This is a genomic window from Bacteroides sp. ET336 (assembly GCF_024733815.1).
Classification (GTDB): Bacteria; Bacteroidota; Bacteroidia; order Bacteroidales; family Bacteroidaceae; genus Phocaeicola; species Phocaeicola cellulolyticus.
The window spans coordinates 305,802-328,829 of record NZ_JANRHK010000003.1; the positions used below are offsets into that span (position 1 = coordinate 305,802).

Genomic DNA, 23,028 nt, shown 5'->3' on the forward strand with positions numbered 1-23,028 from the left:
TGTTAGGCCTGCTTGTCCTCAGGCAGTACTGTAAGTTTTAGTGGAAATCCTTCTTCACGTGCCATGTCCGTAGCTTTTCTCACCTTAGACAGCGCAATGTCGTAGCTGTAAATGCCCACAACTGCAGAACCGCTTTTGTGAACACTCATCATCAGTACCTCAGCTTCATTTTCCGATTTGAAGAATACTGTAGTCAGAATCTTTACCACGAAATCCATGGTTGTGAAGTCATCGTTATAGATAACTACTTTATAACGTCTCGGCTCTTTCAGGCTGACACGTCCTTTTTCCTTTATGTTTGTCTGTTGTTTTCCCATAATGAGAACAAACTTAATAAAAAAACTTTATATTTCAATGATTGCTCATTATTTAGTAAGGTAATAACTCTTATAATTAGTCTATTGTCTAATGAATCTTTTAAAATAGTCTTGTATATTTATCAAAATAACATGTCATTTTTTATAAACCACACTGTGGTTTATAAAAACAACACTGTGGTTTATATAAATACAAGTGTGGTTTTTATAAATACAAGTTATATCTATAGAAAATGATGTGGAAAAATAGGTTTTTTGTCAGCTCGGTTTAGTGAATTTTAAACGGTATTTATATATCTTTGCAGTAGTAACAGGCTGCCGGGGTGGCATCTGGCAGGGAATAACGGATTTATATATAAAAGTAAAAACTATAATGGCAACAAGTATACAGCAGAAACAGGAATTGTTCAAGACTATATGGGCTACGGCCGAAGATTTGAGAAATAGTGTCGATGGATGGGACTTCAAGCAGTACGTACTCGGAATGCTTTTCTACCGCTTCATCTCGGAGAATATCACCAACTATATCAACAGGCTCCAGCAGGAAGCAGGGATGGACGGCTTCGATTATACTTCTTTCTCTGACGAGGAGGCTGAAAGCGCACGCGAGATGATAGTGCAGGAAAAAGGTTTCTTCATCCTTCCTTCCGAACTGTTCTGCAATGTACGCGCTAGGGCGAAGAACGACCCTAATCTGAACGAAACACTACAGTCGGTATTCGACAATATAGAATCGTCTGCCAAGGGAACAGACAGCGAGGACGACCTGAAGGGGCTTTTCGACGATATAGACGTGAACAGCAATAAGCTTGGCAATACCGTGACCAAGCGCAACGAAACCCTATGCAAGATTCTGAACACAATAGGAAGTCTTGACTTGAAAGGCGATTATGCCGACAATCAGATAGACGTGTTCGGCGATGCGTACGAGTTTCTTATGACGATGTATGCAAGAAATGCCGGAAAGTCCGGTGGCGAGTTCTTCACTCCACAGGAGGTGAGTGAACTGCTGGCACGCATCACTGTGGTTGGCAAAAAAGAGGTGAACAAGGTCTATGACCCTGCCTGCGGTTCCGGCTCATTGCTGTTGCAGTTTGCCAAGGTATTGGGTAAGGAGAATGTGCGCACGGGTTTCTTCGGACAAGAAATCAATATCACCACCTACAATCTCTGCCGTATCAATATGTTCCTTCACGACATCAATTATGAGAAGTTCGACATTCATTGTGGCGACACGCTGACCGAGCCGTATCACTGGGGTGACGAGCCTTTTGATGCCATAGTTTCCAATCCGCCTTATTCCACCAAGTGGGCTGGTGATTCCAATCCGGTGCTTATCAACGACCCGCGTTTCGCACCTGCCGGAGTATTGGCGCCGAAAACCAAGGCTGACCTTGCCTTTACGATGCACATGCTGTCGTGGCTTTCCACCGACGGAACAGCGGCAATAGTCGAGTTCCCTGGTGTACTCTATCGTGGCGGAGCGGAGCAGAAGATTCGCAAATATCTGATAGACAACAACTATGTGGATACTGTCATCCAGCTGCCTTCCAATCTCTTCTTCGGAGTTGGTATCGCTACCTGTATCATAGTACTGAAGAAAAGCAAGAAGGAGAACAAGACTCTGTTCATCGATGCCGGTGCCGAGTTTATCCACGAGGGCAACAAGAACAAGCTCTCGCCTGAAAATATAAATAATATCCTCAATGAGTATATCGACCGCAAGGAGGTGAAGCATTTCTCTGCCTTGGTGGACAATGCCGCCATAGCCGAAAACGACTATAATCTGTCAGTCAGCAGCTATATAGAGGCAGAAGATACCCGTCCGCAGACGGATATCAAGGAACTGAACGAGCGTATCCGTCGTATCGTGGCTCGAGAGAATGAGTTACGAATGGAGATAGACAGAATAGTGGCAGAATTGGAGGAGGACGGACTATGAGTAAGTTGCAGGAATTGATAAAGGAACTTTGTCCTAATGGGGTGGAGTTTAGGAAGTTGGGGGAGGTGTGTGAGATAAAGAGAGGCGTTAGAGTTGTTAAAAATGATTTGATTAATGATGGCAAATATCCTGTATTTCAGAATAGTCTTATACCTCTTGGATATTATGACAAAAACAATTATCCGGCAAATATTACTTTTGTAATAAGTGCCGGTGCTGCAGGTGAAATTGGTTATACAGAAGAGCCTATTTGGGCAGCAGACGATTGTCTTGCTATTATATCTCCAAATAATATTATTAATAAATTCATTTATTATTGCTTGATTTCTAATAAGCTATTTTTTGTATCTAAAGTTAGACGCGCAAGTGTACCTCGACTGTCGAGGACAGTTGTAGATAATTTTGAAATCCCTATTCCTCCCCTTGAAGTCCAAAACGAAATAGTCCGTATTCTCGATACTTTCACGTTACAAGTTGAAGAATTGCAAGCAGAATTGCAAGCGAGGAAAGAACAATATGAGTATTATCGGAATAAATTGTTAACGTTTGCTAAAATAGGGGGGGGTAAACAAGAGGTAAGGTGGATGAAGATGAGTGAGATAGGTGATTTTTATGGTGGTCTTTCTGGAAAATCTAAATCTGATTTTGAAAATGGCAATTCAAAATATGCCACATATATGAATGTGTACAAGAACTTGTCACTAAACATTCATACAAATGATATGGTGAAAATCGCAAAGGGAGAAAAGCAAAACACTATTCAGTATGGAGATGTCCTGTTTACAGGTTCTTCAGAAACTCCAGACGAGTGTGGCATGTCATCGGTTGTTACAGAAGATGTTTCTGAGCCAATTTACCTTAACAGCTTTTGTTTTGGTTTCCGTCCATATGATAAATCACTGTTTTTCCCCGACTTTCTAAAACATCTTTTACGCTGTAAGGCTATGCGGGCAGAAATAACCAAGACTGCTAATGGAGTAACTCGATTCAACGTTTCAAAAAAATTAATGGGAAAAATTTTAATCCCAATTCCACCGTATAAAGAGCAAAAGCGCTTAGCAACCATTCTTGACAAGTTTGAGATATTAGTGAATAACCTTTCACAAGGGCTTCCAGCTGAGATAGCCGCCGTTCAGGAACAATACGAGTATTACCGCAATAAACTGTTGACATTCAAAAGAATATCTTGATTTGTCCTTTAGCTATTCACTGAACGGTCAGTGAATGGCTAATGAATGCTTTTCGAGTCAGATTAAATGATGTTTAAACGCCGCTTAAATAGCATTTAAATCCCATTCGAAAAGCCTTCATATTATGTTCATCGGGCGTTCATTGGCCGTTCGTTAAATGTGATGTATTGGGTCTGATGCGGCAATACGAAAAATCATCCCGCGTAATGTTCTGTGATTTAAGGAAAAAGGCTATATTTGCATATAAGTAACTAATCAAAATTAAGCAGCATTATGTTTAAGTTTAATTCCCAAGGTATCCCCGACAGCCGCCAATGCCCTATTGACGGTGTAAAAGAGATTGTCGCTACTTGCATAGTCCTGCGGTCTGATCCATTTGGTCTTCATTATCCTCCACAAGGTTTCCGCAAGGTTCAGGTGAGGGGAATACGGCGGAAGGTAAAAGAGGAAAAGCCCACGTTTCTCCCACAGCACTCTCAGTTCCCGTACTTTCTTGTTCCGATGTACGCTCGCATTGTCAAGCACGATGAACGTATCTCTTTTTATGCGCAAGGAAAAGCCATCGAGGTACTCAACGATTTTGTCCGCATCAATGCTTTCAGTCGTGGTGAATCCATGATAGCGGTTGTTCCGGTCTATCATGCCGAAGATGTTGACTCTTTGTGCCTTTTGGGAAGGGATATACACATCTTCGTCACGGAATTGCCAGCCGTAAGGCACATAGCCTTCGGTGCATACATGACTTTCATCGGCATAATAGAGGTCTATTTTGCCGTCTCTGTTCAGCTGTTCAAGTTCTTGCAACTTCTCGGTCTTATACGCATAGAGTTGCGGCGAGGGTACTCCCCTTGGGCGTTTCCTTATTCGCTTATATCTTGCGCCAATGCTGATAAAAAACGCTTGAACGTCAGGTCGCTCGCTTCCTTGCCCGTGGCTTTCTGCCAGGCTTCCCTGGCTTTGCTCACGCTCTGTCTGTCCTGTTCGATGGCTTTGCGGACAACTTCCTCGTCCGTACAGTCCATGATAGGTTTGCGGCCACGGCCGGGGCGGGTCTGTAGGCCGTTGATGCCTTCCGTTAAAAAACGTTTTACCCAAAAGTTGACGGACACATGCGACATTTCTGTCTGCAAACCTATGGCCTTGCTTGAAAAACCTGCTGATTTGAGCAGTACGGCACGGCAGCGCATCCGGAAGCAATGGCTCGAACCATTTCGGAAGCCTGCCTCCAAGGACAACCGTTCGGAGTCCTTTAATCTGATTGATTTGACTTTGCCCATAGAGGTAGCTTTGAGGATTATGAGGCAAAGGTAGCAAATCTATATGATATAAACTAATTATGAACATCTACTTATGGAATTAAACATCTATATATTTGATACGATAAACCAACAATAATACTGTTTATGATGGATAGAAAAGTTCTGGAATTTGTAACATACTGTATTAGTTCATTGTCATTGCATCTTAATTTGACGCAAAAAGAAATTTACAGAAAACTCAAAGAGTCTGGTATTTTATATGGATACATAGTTCCTTCATACGATGTGTTGCATACCTTCGGCTCACGCTATCTGATAGAAGACCTGACAGAGTATATGAAAAAGAAAGGAGTATTGTAGTAATGAAAGTTTATCATGCTTCAAGTATTGTGGTGGAAAATCCAGACACTATACATTCAAGAGAGTATCTTGATTTCGGCCGTGGTTTCTATATCACAACATTGCGTGAACAGGCAGAGAAATATGCATTACGCTTTTTAAGACGAGGAGAATCGGCTGTGCTCAATATTTATGAACTTAGTGACGACTTAAATAAATGGAAATTACTCCGATTTGATTCTTATAATAACGAATGGTTGGATTATGTCGCAAAATGCCGTTCGGGTGAGCCTGTCGAGTTCTATGACATGATTATTGGAGGTATTGCCAATGATCGTGTTATTTTGACTTTAGACAGATATTTTGAAGGTGAATTGTCTAAAGAACAGGCTTTGGGTTTGTTGATGTACGAAAAGCCCAATATTCAGTTTTGTATTCGTTCGCAACAGATGTTGGATGAATGTTTGAAATATATAGAGAGTGTAAAATTATGACTGAAGTTTCAAAACAGATATATAAAGGTATAAAGTGTGCTAATGTGATAGCTGCTTTGAGCCAAATGTATAATATTACAATTGAAGAAGCAACAGATATATATTATAATTCAAGTATCGCGGATTTGATAGAGGAAGGTATTGCCGACCTTCATTGTAGAAGTGACAAATATCTTGCTACAGAAATCTGGGACGATTATATAAATCAGAAACGAAAACAGGAACTATAACATAAAATGTCAGACCAATATAAAATGGTAGCGGAAAATCCGCTGAGCACAGTAGTAGCTGATTATGAACCGCGATATCGCTCGGCTAAGCAGTATCAGAGTGAGGCGGAAATGGAGAAGGAGTTTATAGATCAGCTCCGGACACAGGCGTATGATTATCTTCCAATCACTTCCGAGATGGAACTGGTGGCGAATCTTCGTGCGCAGCTGGAAAAACTGAATGACTACCGTTTTACTGACAGGGAGTGGACGGCTTTCTTCAAGGAGAAGATCGCAAACCAGAACAACGGCATAGTGGAGAAAACAGCCATCGTGCAGGATGATTACATCCAGCTGTTGACCCGTGAGGACGGTTCCACCAAGAATATTTATCTGCTCGACAAAAAGGACATACACAATAACTACTTGCAGGTTATCAACCAGTATGTGCCCGAAGATGGCAGCCACGAAAACCGTTACGACGTGACTATCTTAGTGAACGGATTGCCACTGGTACACGTGGAGCTGAAACGCAGAGGAGTGGACATAAAAGAGGCCTTTAATCAGATACGGCGCTACAACAGGGAAAGTTTTTGGGCCGGATGCGGGTTGTTTGAATACGTGCAGATATTTGTCATCAGCAACGGCACGCAGACCAAGTATTACAGCAATACCACCCGTGTTTCGCACATTGCAGAACAACAGAAGAAAAACCAGTCGAAAAGCAAGAACCAGACCAGCAACAGTTTTGAGTTTACAAGCTACTGGGCAAGAAGGGATAATCAGATTATTCCGGATTTGGTGGACTTCACGGCTACTTTCTTTGCCAAACATACACTGCTGAATATCCTGACCAAATATTGTGTGTTTACTTCCGAGAAACTGCTCTTAGTGATGAGGCCTTATCAGATTGCCGCTACAGAAAGTATTCTGCAACAGATACGGGTATCGACCAACTACAAGAAGTATGGCACGGTGGAAGGCGGTGGCTATGTATGGCATACCACGGGAAGCGGCAAGACGCTTACTTCATTCAAGACGGCACGACTCGCCAGCAAGATGGAAGGTATCGATAAGGTACTGTTTGTGGTGGACCGAAAGGATCTGGACTACCAGACTATGAAGGAGTATGACCGCTTTGAGAAAGGGGCGGCAAACAGCAATACGAATACGGCTGTACTGAAAAAACAGCTGGAGAATGACGATGCGCATATCATAATCACTACGATACAGAAGTTGTCAATATTCATATCCCAAAACCGTTCGCACGAGGTTTATGGTAAGCATATAGTGATGATATTCGATGAGTGTCACCGCAGCCAGTTCGGCGAGATGCATACGGCCATAGTGAAGAAGTTCAAGAAGTATCATCTGTTCGGATTTACAGGTACTCCGATATTCCCGAACAACTCATCTACGGGAGGTAAGTTCGACTTGAAAACTACCGACCAGGCTTTCGGCAAAAGACTACACATATATACTATTGTGGATGCCATAGCTGACGGCAATGTGCTGCCTTTCCGTGTGGACTATATAAGTACGATGCGTGAGCAGGAGGATATACGCGACGAGCAGGTGAGGAACATAGACCGCGAGAAGGCACTTATGGCTCCCGAACGCATAAGTCATATTGTGGCTTATATATTGGAGCATTTCGCACAGAAGACCAAAAGAAACGGAAAGTCGTTTACTTTCAATAAGCTGACCAATATATCGGAAGTGGCTGAAGGAGGAAAGAAAGGCAATAATGAGGTTAAGGAGCAGAAACAGAAGGTGCGTATGCAGGGCTTCAACTCTATATTTGCCGTTTCGTCCATCGAGGCTGCCAAACTGTATTATCTGGAGTTCAAGCGTCAGATGGAGGAACTGTCGCCTGACAGGAAACTGAATGTTGCCATCATATACAGCTATGGGGCAAATGAGGCTGAAGAGGATTTCAGCGGAATACCTGATGATGAGAACTCTGAAAATACCGACGGACTGGATAAGAGTTCGCGCGATTTTCTTGAAAGTGCGATTGTGGACTATAACAAAATGTTTGCTACCAACTATGATACAAGCTCCGAGAAATTTCAGAACTACTATAAGGATGTGTCGCTTCGTATTAAGAACAGGGAGATAGACCTGCTAATAGTGGTGAACATGTTTCTGACAGGATTTGACGCTACTACGCTCAATACTCTCTGGGTGGACAAGAACCTGAGAATGCACGGTTTGTTGCAGGCGTATTCCAGAACGAACAGAATTCTTAATTCCGTAAAGACGTTCGGTAATATAGTATGTTTCCGGAATCTGGAACATGCCACAAACGAGAGTATCGCCCTGTTTGGTGACAAGAAGGCTGGAGGATTGGTACTGCTGAAGACTTTCGATGAGTATTACAACGGTTATGAGGATGAGAATGACAAGCATCAGCCGGGGTACATGGAACTGGTGAATACACTGCTGGAAGACTATCCTTTGGAAAAACGCATTATGGGTGAGGACTCGGAAAAGAAATTCATCCGTCTGTATGGAGCTATACTGAAGGCTACAAACATATTGTCCACGTTTGACCAGTTTGCCGGTATGGAAATCCTTTCCGAAAGGGATGTGCAGGATTATCACAGTCTTTATATCGACCTGTATGAGAAGTATAGGAGGAACAGGCAGGGTGATGTGGTGGATGTGAATGATGATATTATCTTCGAGATGGAGCTTATCAAACAAGTGGAGATAAACATCGACTATATTCTGTATCTGATAGAGCAGATGCATGACGGCAACACGGGCGATAAGGAGATACGTATCACCATACGGAAAGCTATCGGGGCAAGTCCTGACCTGAGAAACAAAAAAGAACTTATTGAAAACTTCATAGATCAGCTTACGCCTGACAAGAATGTCAGTGATGACTGGCAGAAGTATGTGAAGGAACAGCAACGCAGACAGCTGGATGAGATTATTTCGGAGGAGAAACTGAAACCGGAGGAAACGTATCATTTCGTGAACCAGTCTTTCAAGGATGGGGGGATACAGGAATCGGGTACGGGTATAGCAAAAATACTCCCTCCTATGTCTATCTTTGATAAGACAAGAGAGGTGAAAAAGAAAACTGTACTGGAAAAACTGAAGGCTTTCTTTGAACGTTTCTTTGATATTTCAGGGGGAGAGTTATAGGTAAAGAAGAGATATGGCTTAGCAGGTCATGTCTCTTTTTTTATTGTTTGTACATGGGGATTTTATCGGAAAAAAATCTCTAATTTCTTTTGAAAGTAAAATTAAATCCATATATTTGTGATATCAAAATAATATCATTTAATCTTATAATTATGGATACGAAAGAATTAGTTTACAAAGGTTTTAAAATGAATGGCTTTTTAGCCTTGTTTTTACATTTGGTAGTGCTTACAGGAGCTGCAGTTGCTTGCTTCCTTCCAGGGCTTATAGCTTTGTATATAGTAGGTGCATTGTGTATTTTGGTATGGTTGATATTTTGGAGCGGATATATGCAGTTGGAACCTAATGAGGCCAGGGTGATGGTCTTCTTCGGAAAGTATAAAGGAACATTCAAGGAAACTGGATTCTTTTGGGTGAACCCTTTTATGGATAAGAAGAAACTTTCTTTGCGTGCAAGAAACCTGGATGTTGAGCCTATAAAGGTGAACGACAAAATTGGTAATCCTGTACTGATAGGTCTTGTACTTGTTTGGAAGGTGAAGGATACTTACAAGGCTATGTTTGAAATTGATTCTCAGACAATAGCTAATACTTCAACAGCTAATGGTAAAGAGGTCACAGTTGGAAGTACGGTGGGCAGCCGCATGAATGCTTTCGAGAATTTTGTTCGCATACAGAGTGACGCTGCTTTGCGTCAGGTGGCAGGACAGTATGCATATGATAATAATGAGTCGGAAGCTGATGAGTTGACTTTGCGTTCCGGTGGTGAAGAAATAAATGAACAGTTGGAACAGAAACTGAATGAACGTCTGGCTATGGCGGGAATTGAAATTTTAGAGGCAAGGATAAACTATCTGGCATACGCTCCTGAAATCGCGGCTGTTATGTTGCGCCGCCAGCAGGCTTCTGCAATCATCAGTGCGAGGGAAAAAATCGTTGAAGGTGCGGTTTCGATGGTTAAAATGGCTCTTGACAAACTTTCAGATGAAGAAATTGTTGAACTTGACGAAGAACGTAAAGCTGCAATGGTAAGCAATCTGCTGGTTGTCCTTTGTGCTGATGAGGCTGCACAGCCTGTAGTTAATACGGGAACATTGCATCATTGATAAAAACAAACATTATGGCCCAAAAAGAAAGTTCGATAAAGAGTTTTGTGCTTCGTGTGGATTCGGAAACTATGGAAGCCATTGAGCAATGGGCTGCGGATGAATTTCGCAGTACCAACGGTCAGCTTCAGTGGATAATCAACGAGGCTTTGCGAAAAAGTGGCCGATTGAAGAAAACACGAAAAGAAAGGGTGACAGACGATGAAAAAGATTAGGATACGTTTCTTTAATATAAACCTAGGACCATATTCGGTTCAAGATCAGGATATAAATATCAAGTATCATCCTTCTTTGATTGACAGGGTGTTTGAGGCGGTTTCAGCGCTGATGGTAATAGCTGGATGTATATATTTTGTGGCGAATAGTGGATTTGAAAATAAGGATACGCTGGCAGGTTTCCTGATAAATCTTCTTGTTTGTCTGCTGGTATTTACATGTCCTTACACTCCGGTGGAATATATACGTTTCTCGGTGAGAATATCACGACAGAATATTGTGAAGCAATATGTTATGGCGCTTCGGTTAATGAGAATTGTAAATATTCTTATCTGTCTGATGCTTGTCTTCAACGCATTGTCCATCAATTATCCTTGGGCAAATCCTGCTATAGGAATATCTGTAACGGCAATGTTGCTTTCAATAATGGTCTATTATATTTTTGCTATCAGGAACAAATAATTAAAACATAAGTGCTATATTTGAAGAAATTATAAATTCTACGACAATGATAACATTTCCAAATGCCAAAATAAATCTGGGCTTGAATATCGTCGAGAAACGTCCGGACGGATATCATAATCTTGAGACAGTGTTTTTCCCTATCAATCTTCAGGATGCCCTTGAAGTGAAACCTTTGGAAGAGGAGGGTAAGGACTATAAAATCAGTATGAAGGGTAATGTTCTTGACTGCAATCCGGATGATAACCTTGTGGTCAAGGCCTATAAACTCCTGAAACAGGATTTCGATCTTGCTCCTGTAGATATTCATCTTTTCAAGCATATACCGAGTGGGGCGGGTCTTGGAGGCGGTTCTTCTGACTGTGCCTTTATGATTAAGATGCTCAATCAGAAGTTTGCTTTGGGGCTGAGTCTGGAGAAGATGGAAGAATATGCGGCAAAGCTTGGGGCTGACTGTGCTTTCTTTGTGCGCAATGAGCCTGTATTTGCAACCGGAATAGGTAATATCTTTGAACCTGTCAAACTTTCGTTGGCAGATTATTATATAGTATTGGTAAAGCCTGATATTTTCGTATCAACACGTGACGCTTTTTCGAAAATCAAGCCTCACAGGCCGGAACTTTCCCTTAAAGAGATAATAAAGATGCCTGTGGAGAAGTGGAAAGACGTGATGGTAAACGATTTTGAGGACAGTGTTTTCGCACTGTATCCTGAGATTGCTGCCATTAAGGATAAGATGTACGATCTGGGTGCAGTATATGCTTCCATGTCCGGATCAGGCTCCTCTGTCTATGGACTTTTCCGTCAGCCTATAGAAAATGTGGATGAGAAGTTTGCCGGATGTTTCTGTCGTCAGAGAGAAATGTTCTAAACTTTAATATGTAAAACTGAAATTCTACAATGAAAAGAACTCTTCTATTTGCGTTGCTTATGTCTGCTGCATCTGTGTCATACTCACAGGTGATAAACGGTACGTGGAAAGGTTTGTTGACTGCGGCAAACCAGAAATTGGAAATCGTTTTTCATTTTCATAATGAAGAGGGAGGTAAGCAGTCGTGCAAGATGGATGTTCCGGCGCAAAGTGCTGTCGGTATTCCTGTAAATCTTCAGATTTTGACAGAAGATTCCGTCTCGTTGAGCGTGGCTGCTATAAACATGACTTATAATGGAAAACTTATCGATGGGGCGATTAAAGGAAAATTCAATCAGTTCGGTATGTCTTTCCCGCTTGAACTTAGACATGGAGATGTAAATAAACCGAACAGGCCTCAAGAACCTACAGTGACGTATATCTATGGTACTGAGGAGGTTACTTTCAGTAATGTGAACGCTAATACAAAACTTTCAGGAACGCTGACATATCCCGTAGGCTACAATCCGAATAAAAAAGTGCCGGTGGTGATAATGGTTACCGGAAGTGGCTCACAGAACCGCGATGAAGAGGTCTTTGGACATAAACCGTTTCTTGTGATAGCTGATTATCTGGCCAAATGCGGTATAGCGTCTTTGCGATATGATGACAGGGGAACAGGAAAGTCAGTTGGTGGCGATGTCACGAATGCTACTTCCGAAGATTTCGCCGAGGATGCGGATTGCGGTTTGCAATGGCTTAGGAAAAGTGGAAAATTCGGAAAGATCGGTGTCCTTGGTCATAGTGAAGGCGGAATGATAGCTTTTATGCTTGCGGCAGATAAGAAACCGGATTTCATTGTAAGTATGGCTGGTCCGGGAATTAAGGGAGATACACTATTGGCCGAACAGCAGAATGCTTTATTGAAGTTGAAGGGAATACCGGCTAATGTCAGTGTAAATACTATAAGAAAGGAAATGTCTGTGCAGCCCAAAAAGCCATGGCTTGAATTCTTTATGGATTATAATCCTGAAAGTGATTTGAAGCAGATAACAATACCCGTAATGGCAATAAACGGTAGCAATGACGCACAGGTTATTTCGGAAAGTAATTTGGGTAATATCAGACGGCTTTTGAATGATAAGAATCCAAAGAACCTTATAAAGGAATATCCGGGACTTAATCACCTGTTTCAACATTGTAAACCTGAGACTGCTGTAGATTACTATAATATAGAAGAAACCTGCTCCGAAGAAGTTTTGAAGGATATTGCCAATTGGATTAATAATTTATAATTCACCATTTGTTTGAATCTGGAGGATAGATAGAAGTGATTCATTTTTTCAAACAGAATATTGAGGGAATTTCTCTACCAGAGAAATTTACATTCCCTTTTCATTATACACCTCATCCGCTGACACGAATAGCAGCGGATGAGGTTCGGTCTTATTTATCCACTCGACTTGACTGGCAGGATGAAATCGGCAAAGGCAAAATGTTTGGTGTATTGATAGTAAAGACATCAGATGGCAGTATCGGTTATCTAGCTGCCTTTTCGGGAAATCTTGCCGGCAGCAATATGCACGATTTCTTCGTTCCACCAGTATATGACCTGCTGAATCCTGACGGCTATTTCAGGAAGGAGGAAGCGGAAATATCAGCCTTGAACAGGCGTATCAGCGATATATCGAAGAGTGATTCTTATATTTTGGCAAAGAAAGAGCTGGAAGATACAAAGTTCCAGTCATCTTCTTTCTTGGCATCTGCCAAAGAGGAACTGAAGAGGAGCAAAAAGGAGAGAGACGAAAAACGTGCTAATGGTAATATTTCGCCTGAAGAACTAGATGCCATGATTCGTGAGAGTCAGTTCCAAAAGGCTGAATATAAGAGACAGGAAAACTCATGGAAGGAAAGACTGAATGAAGTAGGGCAGCGGGTGAAAGGTTTTGAAACAGAGATATTGCTGTTGAAGCAAGAGAGAAAGACTCGTTCGGCTGCATTGCAATTGTGGCTGTTCAGGCAATTTAATATGCTTAACGCAAAGGGTGAGCGCAAAGATCTGTGTGAGATATTCAAAGATACTCCTCAAGGATTACCGCCGGCAGGAGCAGGGGAGTGCGCTTTGCCTAAACTTTTGCAGTATGCTTATCTGTATGGCCTGCAGCCGTTGGCTATGGGTGAATTCTGGTGCGGAATGTCGCCCAAGGATGAGATTCGTCACGACGGCTATTTTTATCCTTCATGCAAAGGTAAATGCGAACCTATACTGAAACATATGCTCGTAGGGCTTGATGTGGAGCCTAATCCATTGGCAGAGGATTTGTTTAAGGATACTCCGCTTAAGATTTTGTATGAGGATGAATGGATAGTGGCGGTAGAGAAGCCGTCGGGTATGCTTTCGGTGCCTGGAAAGAATGATTTGGACTCTGTACAGCAGAGGTTAAGACTGATGTATCCTGACGCTACCGGTCCTTTGGTGGTTCATCGTCTTGATATGGCTACGTCGGGGATACTTCTCGCTGCCAAGGACAAGGAAGTCCATGCTCGGTTGCAGTCTCAGTTTGAGACAAGGAGTATCTCAAAGGAATATGTAGCCATTTTGGATGGCGTTCCGTCGCAGGAATTTGGTATCATAGATTTGCCTATATGCCTGAATCCCCTTGACAGACCGCGACAGATGGTTGATTTTGAGAATGGCAAGCTGGCAATAACTGAATATAAGGTGGAATGTATAAAGGATGGACGGGCGAAAGTCGTCTTTAAGCCTCATACCGGTCGGACTCATCAGTTGCGTGTACATTCGGCTCATGTCTCAGGCCTCGGATGTCATATATCGGGAGATGAACTTTATGGTAATCCCGATTCGGCTTCACGTTTGTGTCTTCATGCATCAAGACTCGTATTCAGACATCCGGTGTCGGATAAGGAGATAGAGATAGTTTCTCCAAGTCCGTTTACGTTGTAATAATTAAAAATGATAATATATGGATTTTTTAGATTTAGTAAAGAAACGTCAGAGTGACAGAAAGTATAAGAACACTCCGGTAGATAGAGAAAAGATTGTCAAATGCCTTGAAGCTGCAAGACTGGCTCCGTCGGCATGCAACAGTCAGCCATGGAAGTTTGTTGTGGTGGACGATCCGCGATTGCTTCCGGAGATGGCATCGGCTGCGGCAGGTATGGGAATGAACAAGTTTGCAGTGCAAAGTCCGGTAATTGTGGCTGTCGTGTTGGAGAAAATGAATTTTACGGCACGTATAGGTAGCGTAATTAAGGATAAGGAGTATTCTCTTCTTGACGTAGGTATTGCGGTAGAGAATTTCTGTCTTCAGGCTGCAGAACTTGGTCTGGGAACATGTATCCTTGGATGGTTCGATGAAAAGAAGGTGAAGAAGTTGCTAGGTATAGGCAGCAAGAGAGTTCCGCTTCTGATTACATTGGGTTATCCTGATGGTGAGACGAGAAATAAAATCAGAAAAGACATTAACACTATGAGCAGTTGGAACAAGTATGAATAAGCAGAAGAAAATAATATTGGCTCTGGTAGCTGTAGCCGTGGTACTTGTGGCTGTACTGACAGTAAACAATTATCGTTCTATAGAAACCGAAGAGCAGTCGCTTGATGAAGTGGAGGTGACTGACTCTGCCGAGGTGGAAGAAATTACTTACAAATATGGTATCCCGGTTGATAAATACAATGTGAAGTATGGTATAGTTAAGCCTAACCAGAATTTGTCTTTTATATTGTCTGATCATGGATTGAGTTCTCAGAATATTCATGATCTGAATCTTAAGACGGAAGGTGTATTCGATGTAAGGAAGATACGTAGCGGAAGGGCCTATGCAATGTTTACTTCGAAGGACAGCCTTGCCACTCCAAAGTTTTTTGTTTATGAGGAAGATCCGAAATCGTATGTAGTTTTCGACCTTAGGGGAGAATATAAGGTTACACGCGGTCAGAACCCTGTGGAGTGGAGAACTAAAGAGGCAAAGGGGAAAATCAATTCTTCATTGTGGGTAGCCATGCAGGATTGTAATACTTCGCCGCAGCTTGCTATAGTTCTCTCGCATATATTCGGATGGACTATCGACTTCTTCGGACTTCAGAAGGAAGATGAATTCCGTGTGATATACGAACAGGAATATGTCGATGGAAATGCGTTGCAGAACTTTCATGTGCTTGCGGCATCTTTCCGTGCTTCGGACAGTACATATTATGCTATTCCGTTCACTCAGGATGGTGAGGAACTGTATTATAATGAGAAAGGAAACAGTCTTGAAGGAGCATTTCTGAAAGCTCCGCTTGATTTCTACCGTATTTCGTCGCGTTTTACCAATAGCCGTTATCATCCGGTGCTGAAGCGTTATCGTGCGCATCATGGTGTGGACTATGCGGCTCCTACGGGAACTCCGGTCTATGCCATCGGTAACGGAAAGGTTATAGCAAAAGGTTATCAGACCGGGGGAGGAGGTAATTACGTCAAGATTAAGCATAACAGTGTTTATGTCACTACATATATGCATCTGTCACGTTTTGCTAAAGGCTTGAAAGTCGGTTCTTCAGTCAAGCAGAAAGAAGTGATAGGCTATGTAGGTTCCACCGGACTTTCTACCGGACCGCATCTTGATTTCCGTGTATTCGAGAACGGAAAGCCTATAAATCCGCTCACAATCAAGTCGCAACCTAAGAAACCTGTAAGTCAGCAGAATATGGCTGCTTATACAGTTCTTCGCGATTCGCTGATGAACAGGCTGCAAGGTATGTAAATTCATCCTGATAGAAATATAAAAGAGCCATATCAGATCCTCCAATTTATAGAGGTTATGATATGGCTCTAATTATATTACAATCTTAGTTTTTTTAGAACATATAATCCCATGCAGGAAGTGCTATCGGTTTCTGTTTTGCAGCCTTCAGAGATTTCTCGTCAAGATATTTCTTGTTTATTACTATACGGAACAAATATTCATCGAACCATTTGTCGGTGAACGTCATATATCCGTTATGGCCAGCAGTAGGGCCCCAGCTGTTTTCAAACTGCCATTTCAATGGCTGGTCATTCTCATCTGTATCAACTGCCATCAGAGTCATTGCATGAGCCGAACCGCTTTCTCTTGTAAGGATTCTTGCTTTCTTGTCCATGTCGAGCTTTATTCCGAAAAGTGAGGAATAATCGAACATTTCAGGATGACAAACTCCGTCGGCAGAATTATACATAGCTACATCAACTGATGCATACATGGCTTCATTACCCTTGATAGAAGATATAGCCGCTTTTTTGATGACATCGTTAGGCAGGTTCAGATATATCCAGTTCACACCTTCGTATGTATTGCGGTAGTTTGCTATCTCATAAACCTTATAGTACTCGCGGGTAGGGTCGTTCATTATCATGACGTATGATTCCGGATTGTAGTTTTCCGGTTTGATCATGTTATAGAATTCCTTAGGAGTAGTTTTCAGTGTCTTGATTTCACCGGCTGTGGTTTCGTATCTCCATTCGAACTGGCTGGGAGGATTGCCGAGGCAGAGTGAAAGGATTCTGTAAACATCTTTCAGTATAGCCTTCTTGGCTTCTGCTATCTCTTTCTTACCCTTCTTTCCGTTTACCAGATTACGGAGTTCGTATCCTCCTGTGCGCAGACGTTCGTTGAGCACGGAACGCATCTGTGTTGTGTTGTTTGAGTGTGCAGTTTCCGGCATGACAGTCTGAGGAACTACACCGTATTTTTCAGCTATATTATAGAACAGGTTCCAAACGCCACCGTCGCCTACAGGTGTTCTGAAATAAAACTCTACGTCACGTTCCAACATGTCATGATCAGCTGTAGCAATGGCATTTTCAAGGAAAAGATTACTCTTTTCGAACATATCCCAGAAATAGTTGTAGTTGTGTGAGAAGTCGAATTCCTTGATGTTGAACTGTTTCATTACCGACGGACGGAGTACGTTCATAGAAGTAAACATCCAGCATCTTCCAGACTGCTGCTGGTCTGTTATACCTTTCACATCAACTTTATATTTGAAGTAATGGTCTGTTTCACCTTGAATATCTCTGTTCAGAGACAGTTTTCTCAGGTTGGCATCATTTGTGATTATGTTCTGAAGTGCTTTTGTAGATGCATCCATCACGAATGATGACTGTATATCCTTCAGATCTGACTCAGTGATTTGCTGTGCCCCTGCACTTAATGCAATAGCTCCTAGAGCTGCTGTGAATAATGTTTTTTTCATGTGTTTATGGTTATTTGTTTTTGTTTCTGTTGCAAAGATGGCATTTTTAGTTGGATGATGCAAGTTTTATCATAGTGCTGTATAAAAAAGAAACTGCATGGTGTCCTTTACTTGTTTTATGGACAGCCATGCAGTCTTGATTTCTTTCTTTTTGCTTTTTTTATTTGATTTCAAACTCTTCCTTCATGTCTATTTCTTCACCTTTTGAATCATAGAATTTATATTCCAGCATTGCAAGGTTCTGATTAGGAATGACTTTGATACCAAATCCGTATTTCATTTGCCATTTACGCTTTAGTGAAACCATACCTTGGTTTACGTAAGCAGCAACGTACGGATGTATATGCAACGTGAATTTTTTCACTTTTAATTTGTTGACCAAATAGTCCAGTTTGCTTTCCAGAGAATCTGTGAAAAGTATCGAAGGTTTGATTTTACCTTTACCGAAACATACAGGACATTCTTCGTCGGTAGTCACGTCCATTGCAGGACGAACTCTTTGTCGGGTTATCTGCATAAGGCCGAATTTGCTTAACGGCAGGATGTTATGCTTTGCCCTGTCCTTCTGCATGTTCTGACACATGCGTTCGTATAGTTTCTGACGGTTCTCGGCAAGGTTCATATCAATGAAATCGACAACTATTATACCACCCATATCCCTCAGTCTGAGCTGGCGTGCCAGTTCGTCGGCAGCACCAAGATTCACATCTAAGGCATTGGCTTCCTGTCCGTTGGCAGATTTTGAGCGGTTGCCGCTGTTCACATCTACAACGTGAAGTGCTTCGGTATGTTCAATAATGAGGTAAGCTCCGCTTTTGTACGAAACAGTCTTACCGAATGATGATTTTATTTGCTTTGTGATGGCAAAGTTGTCGAAAATGGGAAGCTGACCGGTGTAACGCTTTACAATGTTCCCGCGTTCGGGAGCTATCAGGGCTACATAGTCTTTTACTTCGTTGTAAACGGTTTCATCGTTTACATAAATATTTTCGTATGACGGATTGAACAGGTCGCGCAGCATAGCGACAGTGCGGCTTGTTTCCTCATATACCAGTGTGGGCAGCTTTGTAGCAGACTGCACCTTAGTTATTGTTTCTTCCCAATGTTTGAGCAACACTTTCAGCTCTGCATCCAGTTCTGCCACTCTTTTTCCTTCGGCTACTGTTCTTACTATAATACCGAAGTTTTTTGGCTTGATGCTCTGAAGGAGTTGCTTCAATCGTGTCCTTTCTTCGCTCGATTTTATTTTCTGCGAAACAGAAACTTTGTCGTTGAACGGAATGAGTACCAGATATCTTCCTGCAAATGAAAGTTCGCATGTAAGGCGGGGACCTTTTGTAGAGATAGGTTCTTTTACTATCTGAACAATTACTTCCTGACCTTGCTGGAGGACATTTGATATTGAACCGTCTTTGTCAATATCCGGCAGAGAGTTTGCCTTTGATATAGGAAAAAGTTTCTTACGGTCACTGATTACTTGCTTTAGATACTTTTGATAAGAATGAAACTGTGGTCCCAAATCAAGATAGTGAAGGAATGCGTCTTTCTCGAAGCCTACATCCACGAAGCATGCATTAAGTCCGGGCATAAGTTTTTTTACTTTGCCCACATACATATTCCCGACAGAGAAAGAAAGGTTTCTTTCTTCTTTCTGAAACTCTACCAGATTCTTGTCTTCCAGCAGGGCTATAGAAATCTCTTTGGGCTGTACGTCAACAACTAATTCGCTTGTCACTTTTTCTTGGTTTAATGGAAATTGTTTAAATTCTTAATTAAGACAAAGAACAAACCCGAAAGACTGAAACAGTTCTTTGCAAGTTTGTTCTTTATTGAAGTCGGGACAGACTAACAATTATTTTTTGCTTTTATGTCTGTTCTTTCTTAGTCTTTTTTTACGTTTGTGAGTTGACATTTTATGTCTTTTTCTTTTCTTTCCGCTTGGCATAGCTGTAAAAATTTATAGGGTTAATACTAAAAAATTAATTATTCCTTCACTGAAAGTGTAAAAGTCTTTGCTGGTTTGAATACCGGAATATTGTGTTCCGGGATGATTATTGTAGTGTTCTTTGATATATTACGAGCTGTTTTTTGTGCTCTCTTCTTAACTACGAAACTGCCGAAACCTCTTAGGTAAACATTTTCTTCGTTAGATAACGATTCTTTTACTGAACCCATGAACGCTTCCAAAGTAACCAGTACAGTGTTTTTGTCGATACCTGTCTTTTTTGCAATTTCGTTTACAATATCTGCTTTAGTCATTTCGCTAATAAATAATTATTGTGTTATACTTTATCTAAATTTTTGGTCTGCAAATATATAGCTTTTCTCGTTCTTTAAGAAATTTATTAGCGACATTTTTACAAAAAAAATGAGAAAAACAGTGATTTTTCCATCTTGGGATATGTTCTGATGTCATTTTTATGACTTACACTTTACATATTTATATATAAGTATAATGTCTGTTCTATTGATGTGCTGTTTCAACATTCCTATGTTTGTTATTACTGTTTTGCCGGTATTTCATGATAGTTATCAGATAGCATTAATTTGTTATAATGAGAGTATCTTTAATTTAAATCATACAAAATAGTTGGTTTCTCGTTTTTTTTCTATATTTTTGATGCGAATTAAAATTTTTTTCGAATATGTCTTTAAATAAAGTACAATTAATAGGTAATGTGGGAAAAGATCCCGAAGTGAGATATCTGGACAGTGGAGTAGCAGTAGCTACTTTCCCGTTGGCAACTACAGATCGTGCCTATACATTGGCAAATGGTACTCAGGTACCTGAACGTACCGAATGGCACAATATTGTTTTGTGGAGAGGATTGGCTGAAACTGCTGAAAAATATGTCCGTAAAGGTGATAAGCTATATATCGAGGGAAAAATCCGTTCCCGTTCATATGACGATCAGAATGGAGTAAAAAGATACGTAGTTGAGATTTTCGGTGATAATATGGAGATGCTTACACCTCGTTCTACTCAGCAGGGAGCTCAGCAGCCGGTATCTCAACCTCAACCAGCATCTTCTCCTGTACAACCTGTTCAGCAATCGCCTATACAGGATGAGGCATCTGATGATTTGCCTTTCTAAATAACTTATGTCTAACTAAAATTAAATTCTTTGGACCCGGATTCGTATTTATGCCGCTTGGCGGATTTATTTAGCGGTGTGACCGTTACTGCCCCTGATGCAGGGGCTATAGTTGCTCTTATTTTAGCAATTTTGTTATTATATGTTTCAGGTTTTGTCTCAGCATCCGAGATAGCTTTTTTCTCTTTGACACCTTCGGATTTGAGTGAGATAGATGAGGAGAAGCATAATTCAGATGCGCGTATCAAATCATTACTGGCCAATTCTGAAAGGCTTTTGGCGACGATTCTTATTTCGAATAATTTCGTCAATGTGATGATTATTATGCTGTGCAATTTTTTCTTTGCGTCTGTTATCGATTTTGGTGATTCAAGGTTACTTGAATTTCTTGTAATTACGGTAATACTTACATTTCTATTGCTTCTCTTTGGGGAAATAATGCCTAAAATATATTCAGCGCAAAATGCTCTGGCCTTCAGTAGGCGTGCGGCTCCTGTGCTCAATGTGTTAAGCTATGTGTTCAAGCCTTTGTCTTCTGTGTTGGTTCGCTCAACAGTCTTTATAAATAAGATTGCATATAAGAAGCCTCAGGGACTATCAGTGGATGAACTCTCTCAGGCTCTTGAACTTACCGATAAAGATGAAATCTCGGAAGAAAGTAATATGTTGGAAGGTATTATACGCTTTGGCGAGGAAACGGCCAAAGAAGTTATGACTTCACGTCTCGATATGGTGGATCTTGATATTGATTCCACTTTCTCGGAGGTTCTTAAATGTGTAGTTGATAACGGTTATTCCCGTATCCCTGTTTATCAGGATAATAGAGATAACGTAAAGGGTATTCTTTATATCAAGGATCTTTTGCCTTATCTGGAAAAAGGTGATGAATTTAATTGGAGAAAACTGATACGTCCGGCATTTTTTGTTCCTGAGACAAAAATGATTGATGATTTGCTTCGTGATTTCCAGTCAAACAAGGTTCATATGGCCATTGTAGTTGATGAATTTGGAGGTACTTCCGGCATTGTGACTATGGAAGATATTATAGAGGAAATCGTTGGAGAAATCAATGATGAGTATGATGATGAGGAAAGGACTTATGTGAAAGTTTCGGACAATGTCTATATTTTCGAGGCTAAGACTCTTCTGTCTGATTTCTATAAGATAATGAAGACAGATCCTGAAGAGTTTGAAGAGGTTTCTGATGATGCTGAGACTTTGGCTGGTTTTATCCTGGCAGTTAAGGGTGAGTTCCCTTCGCTTAATGAGGAAATAGTGTTCGGGCGATATGTTTTTAAAATTCTGGAAATGGACGCCAGAAGAATCCTTAAAGTCAAGGTTACAGTCAATCCGGAACCTGAAAAAGAAGAAAATAACGATTGATATATTGATTTGATAATATGCCTATATTAAGGAAATGGGAATACAACGGAGCCATCTGTGGAATCTGGAAAGTTACAGAAACCACGGATGAGCTCCGTTCTTTGCTTACAGACAAATCTTTTACACCCGAATTCTTTAGTTATAAATCATATTCCCGCCAGCTTGAATTCTTGGCTGTAAGGGTTCTTATTAGAGAACTTACCGGAGCTGAGCAGCGTGTGTTGCACTATGAATCGGGTAAGCCGTATCTTGATGGTTGTAAAAGCAAAATATCTATATCGCATACCAAAGGGTATGTAGCTGTAGCTTTGCATCCGGAAAAGGAGACAGGCATAGATATAGAATATCGTTCGGACAGGGTGAAGAAGGTAGTTACAAGGTTTATCAGCCATAAGGAAATGTCTTTGATAGACAATAGGCTGTTTTTTATTACAGATGAAGATGAAAAGGACTGTGCGATGGTGAATATGTATCTTTTATTCTGGTCTGCTAAAGAAACGATGTTTAAAATGTTAGACTCAAGTGGGGTGGACTTTCTGGAGCGCTTACAGGTGAGGTCTATTATAATACCGGAATTATATACAAAATCGGATGGCTTTAGTTTTCCTGAAGCAGGCGTTTTTTATGGAGAATTGAAAACAGTTGCATTTAAAGATCCGGGAAATGATGTAGAGATGAATATAGAGCTTTATGTGTCACAGGATTTTGTATGTACGTATAGTGTTTCAGAGTAGTACAAAATAAAAAAGTTGGATTTAAAATCCAACTTTCA

General features: G+C 41.1%; 23 protein-coding genes. 17 read left to right on the forward strand and 6 right to left on the reverse strand.

Annotated features, from left to right (window positions below; all coding sequences use genetic code 11):
• Positions 1-2: 2 nt before the first annotated feature.
• Entirely contained in the window at positions 3-317 is a 315-nt protein-coding gene (locus tag NW213_RS05580) for an ATP-dependent Clp protease adaptor ClpS (protein ID WP_154042845.1), read from the reverse strand.
• Positions 318-690: 373 nt separating this feature from the next.
• Between NW213_RS05580 and NW213_RS05585 the strand changes: the two genes are divergently transcribed.
• Together NW213_RS05585 and NW213_RS05590 are read left to right on the forward strand one after the other, a co-directional pair.
• Positions 691-2,259, forward strand: a complete 1,569-nt coding sequence (locus NW213_RS05585; RefSeq protein WP_258322100.1) for a type I restriction-modification system subunit M — start codon at positions 691-693, stop codon at positions 2,257-2,259.
• Positions 2,256-3,449 (forward strand): restriction endonuclease subunit S, encoded by a 1,194-nt coding sequence (locus tag NW213_RS05590; RefSeq protein ID WP_258322101.1) that lies wholly within the window; start codon positions 2,256-2,258, stop codon positions 3,447-3,449. Before NW213_RS05585 ends, NW213_RS05590 begins: the two co-directional genes overlap by 4 nt.
• Positions 3,450-3,710: 261 nt before the next feature.
• Here the strand turns inward: NW213_RS05590 and NW213_RS05595 are convergent, their stop codons facing one another.
• Both NW213_RS05595 and NW213_RS05600 read right to left on the reverse strand, forming a co-directional pair.
• A complete protein-coding gene (locus NW213_RS05595; protein WP_225226500.1) occupies positions 3,711-4,394 on the reverse strand; it encodes an IS630 family transposase in 684 nt (227 codons plus the stop codon).
• Positions 4,310-4,726 (reverse strand): helix-turn-helix domain-containing protein, encoded by a 417-nt coding sequence (locus NW213_RS05600; protein WP_225226499.1) that lies wholly within the window; start codon positions 4,724-4,726, stop codon positions 4,310-4,312. The genes NW213_RS05595 and NW213_RS05600 overlap by 85 nt, the downstream gene beginning before the upstream one ends.
• A 126-nt stretch (positions 4,727-4,852) precedes the next feature.
• Here NW213_RS05600 and NW213_RS05605 point away from each other — a divergent pair, with 126 nt between their 5' ends.
• The 12 genes from NW213_RS05605 to NW213_RS05660 all read left to right on the forward strand — a co-directional run bounded on the left by NW213_RS05605 (position 4,853) and on the right by NW213_RS05660 (position 16,310).
• Positions 4,853-5,068 (forward strand): DUF3791 domain-containing protein, encoded by a 216-nt coding sequence (locus NW213_RS05605; protein ID WP_258322102.1) that lies wholly within the window; start codon positions 4,853-4,855, stop codon positions 5,066-5,068.
• A 2-nt stretch (positions 5,069-5,070) separates the two neighbouring features.
• On the forward strand, positions 5,071-5,541 hold the full coding sequence (locus NW213_RS05610; protein ID WP_235339599.1) for a DUF3990 domain-containing protein: 471 nt from the start codon (positions 5,071-5,073) through the stop codon (positions 5,539-5,541).
• On the forward strand, positions 5,538-5,771 hold the full coding sequence (locus NW213_RS05615; RefSeq protein ID WP_258322103.1) for a DUF3791 domain-containing protein: 234 nt from the start codon (positions 5,538-5,540) through the stop codon (positions 5,769-5,771). Before NW213_RS05610 ends, NW213_RS05615 begins: the two co-directional genes overlap by 4 nt.
• A 6-nt stretch (positions 5,772-5,777) precedes the next feature.
• Positions 5,778-8,909, forward strand: coding sequence for a type I restriction endonuclease subunit R (locus NW213_RS05620; protein ID WP_258322104.1), 3,132 nt, complete (start codon positions 5,778-5,780; stop codon positions 8,907-8,909).
• A gap of 152 nt (positions 8,910-9,061) precedes the next feature.
• Positions 9,062-10,015, forward strand: coding sequence for an SPFH domain-containing protein (locus NW213_RS05625; protein WP_235354337.1), 954 nt, complete (start codon positions 9,062-9,064; stop codon positions 10,013-10,015).
• A 14-nt stretch (positions 10,016-10,029) separates the two neighbouring features.
• Positions 10,030-10,230, forward strand: a complete 201-nt coding sequence (locus NW213_RS05630; RefSeq protein ID WP_235339603.1) for an Arc family DNA-binding protein — start codon at positions 10,030-10,032, stop codon at positions 10,228-10,230.
• Positions 10,217-10,693 carry a hypothetical protein gene (locus NW213_RS05635; RefSeq protein ID WP_258322105.1) on the forward strand — a complete coding sequence of 159 codons (477 nt, stop codon included), beginning with the start codon at positions 10,217-10,219 and terminating at the stop codon, positions 10,691-10,693. Before NW213_RS05630 ends, NW213_RS05635 begins: the two co-directional genes overlap by 14 nt.
• A gap of 46 nt (positions 10,694-10,739) precedes the next feature.
• The gene (gene ispE / locus NW213_RS05640) at positions 10,740-11,564 is read left to right on the forward strand and encodes a 4-(cytidine 5'-diphospho)-2-C-methyl-D-erythritol kinase (RefSeq protein ID WP_235354335.1); all 825 of its coding nucleotides are present in this window, start codon (positions 10,740-10,742) and stop codon (positions 11,562-11,564) included.
• Positions 11,565-11,593: 29 nt separating this feature from the next.
• Positions 11,594-12,838 carry a S9 family peptidase gene (locus tag NW213_RS05645; RefSeq protein WP_258322106.1) on the forward strand — a complete coding sequence of 415 codons (1,245 nt, stop codon included), beginning with the start codon at positions 11,594-11,596 and terminating at the stop codon, positions 12,836-12,838.
• Between the two features lie 35 nt (positions 12,839-12,873).
• Positions 12,874-14,508 carry a pseudouridine synthase gene (locus NW213_RS05650; RefSeq protein WP_258322107.1) on the forward strand — a complete coding sequence of 545 codons (1,635 nt, stop codon included), beginning with the start codon at positions 12,874-12,876 and terminating at the stop codon, positions 14,506-14,508.
• 19 nt (positions 14,509-14,527) lie between these two features.
• The gene (locus NW213_RS05655; RefSeq protein ID WP_258322108.1) at positions 14,528-15,061 is read left to right on the forward strand and encodes a nitroreductase family protein; all 534 of its coding nucleotides are present in this window, start codon (positions 14,528-14,530) and stop codon (positions 15,059-15,061) included.
• A complete protein-coding gene (locus NW213_RS05660) occupies positions 15,054-16,310 on the forward strand; it encodes a peptidoglycan DD-metalloendopeptidase family protein (RefSeq protein WP_258322109.1) in 1,257 nt (418 codons plus the stop codon). Before NW213_RS05655 ends, NW213_RS05660 begins: the two co-directional genes overlap by 8 nt.
• A gap of 94 nt (positions 16,311-16,404) precedes the next feature.
• On the opposite strand, the gene NW213_RS05665 is transcribed toward NW213_RS05660, so the two are convergent.
• The 3 genes from NW213_RS05665 to NW213_RS05675 form a co-directional block, all read right to left on the reverse strand.
• A complete protein-coding gene (locus NW213_RS05665; protein ID WP_258322110.1) occupies positions 16,405-17,778 on the reverse strand; it encodes an aminopeptidase C in 1,374 nt (457 codons plus the stop codon).
• 160 nt (positions 17,779-17,938) lie between these two features.
• A complete protein-coding gene (locus NW213_RS05670; RefSeq protein WP_235336295.1) occupies positions 17,939-19,513 on the reverse strand; it encodes an Rne/Rng family ribonuclease in 1,575 nt (524 codons plus the stop codon).
• Between the two features lie 248 nt (positions 19,514-19,761).
• Positions 19,762-20,037 carry an HU family DNA-binding protein gene (locus tag NW213_RS05675; protein ID WP_154042832.1) on the reverse strand — a complete coding sequence of 92 codons (276 nt, stop codon included), beginning with the start codon at positions 20,035-20,037 and terminating at the stop codon, positions 19,762-19,764.
• Between the two features lie 386 nt (positions 20,038-20,423).
• On the opposite strand from NW213_RS05675, the gene NW213_RS05680 reads away from it, so the two are divergent.
• Genes NW213_RS05680 through NW213_RS05690 form a run of 3 tightly spaced genes read left to right on the forward strand, consistent with a single transcriptional unit; the run spans position 20,424 to position 22,990 of the window.
• Entirely contained in the window at positions 20,424-20,873 is a 450-nt protein-coding gene (locus NW213_RS05680) for a single-stranded DNA-binding protein (RefSeq protein WP_258322111.1), read from the forward strand.
• A 30-nt stretch (positions 20,874-20,903) separates the two neighbouring features.
• A complete protein-coding gene (gene gldE / locus NW213_RS05685) occupies positions 20,904-22,256 on the forward strand; it encodes a gliding motility-associated protein GldE (protein ID WP_258322112.1) in 1,353 nt (450 codons plus the stop codon).
• Positions 22,257-22,273: 17 nt separating this feature from the next.
• Positions 22,274-22,990, forward strand: coding sequence for a 4'-phosphopantetheinyl transferase superfamily protein (locus tag NW213_RS05690; RefSeq protein ID WP_258322113.1), 717 nt, complete (start codon positions 22,274-22,276; stop codon positions 22,988-22,990).
• Positions 22,991-23,028 lie beyond the last annotated feature (38 nt).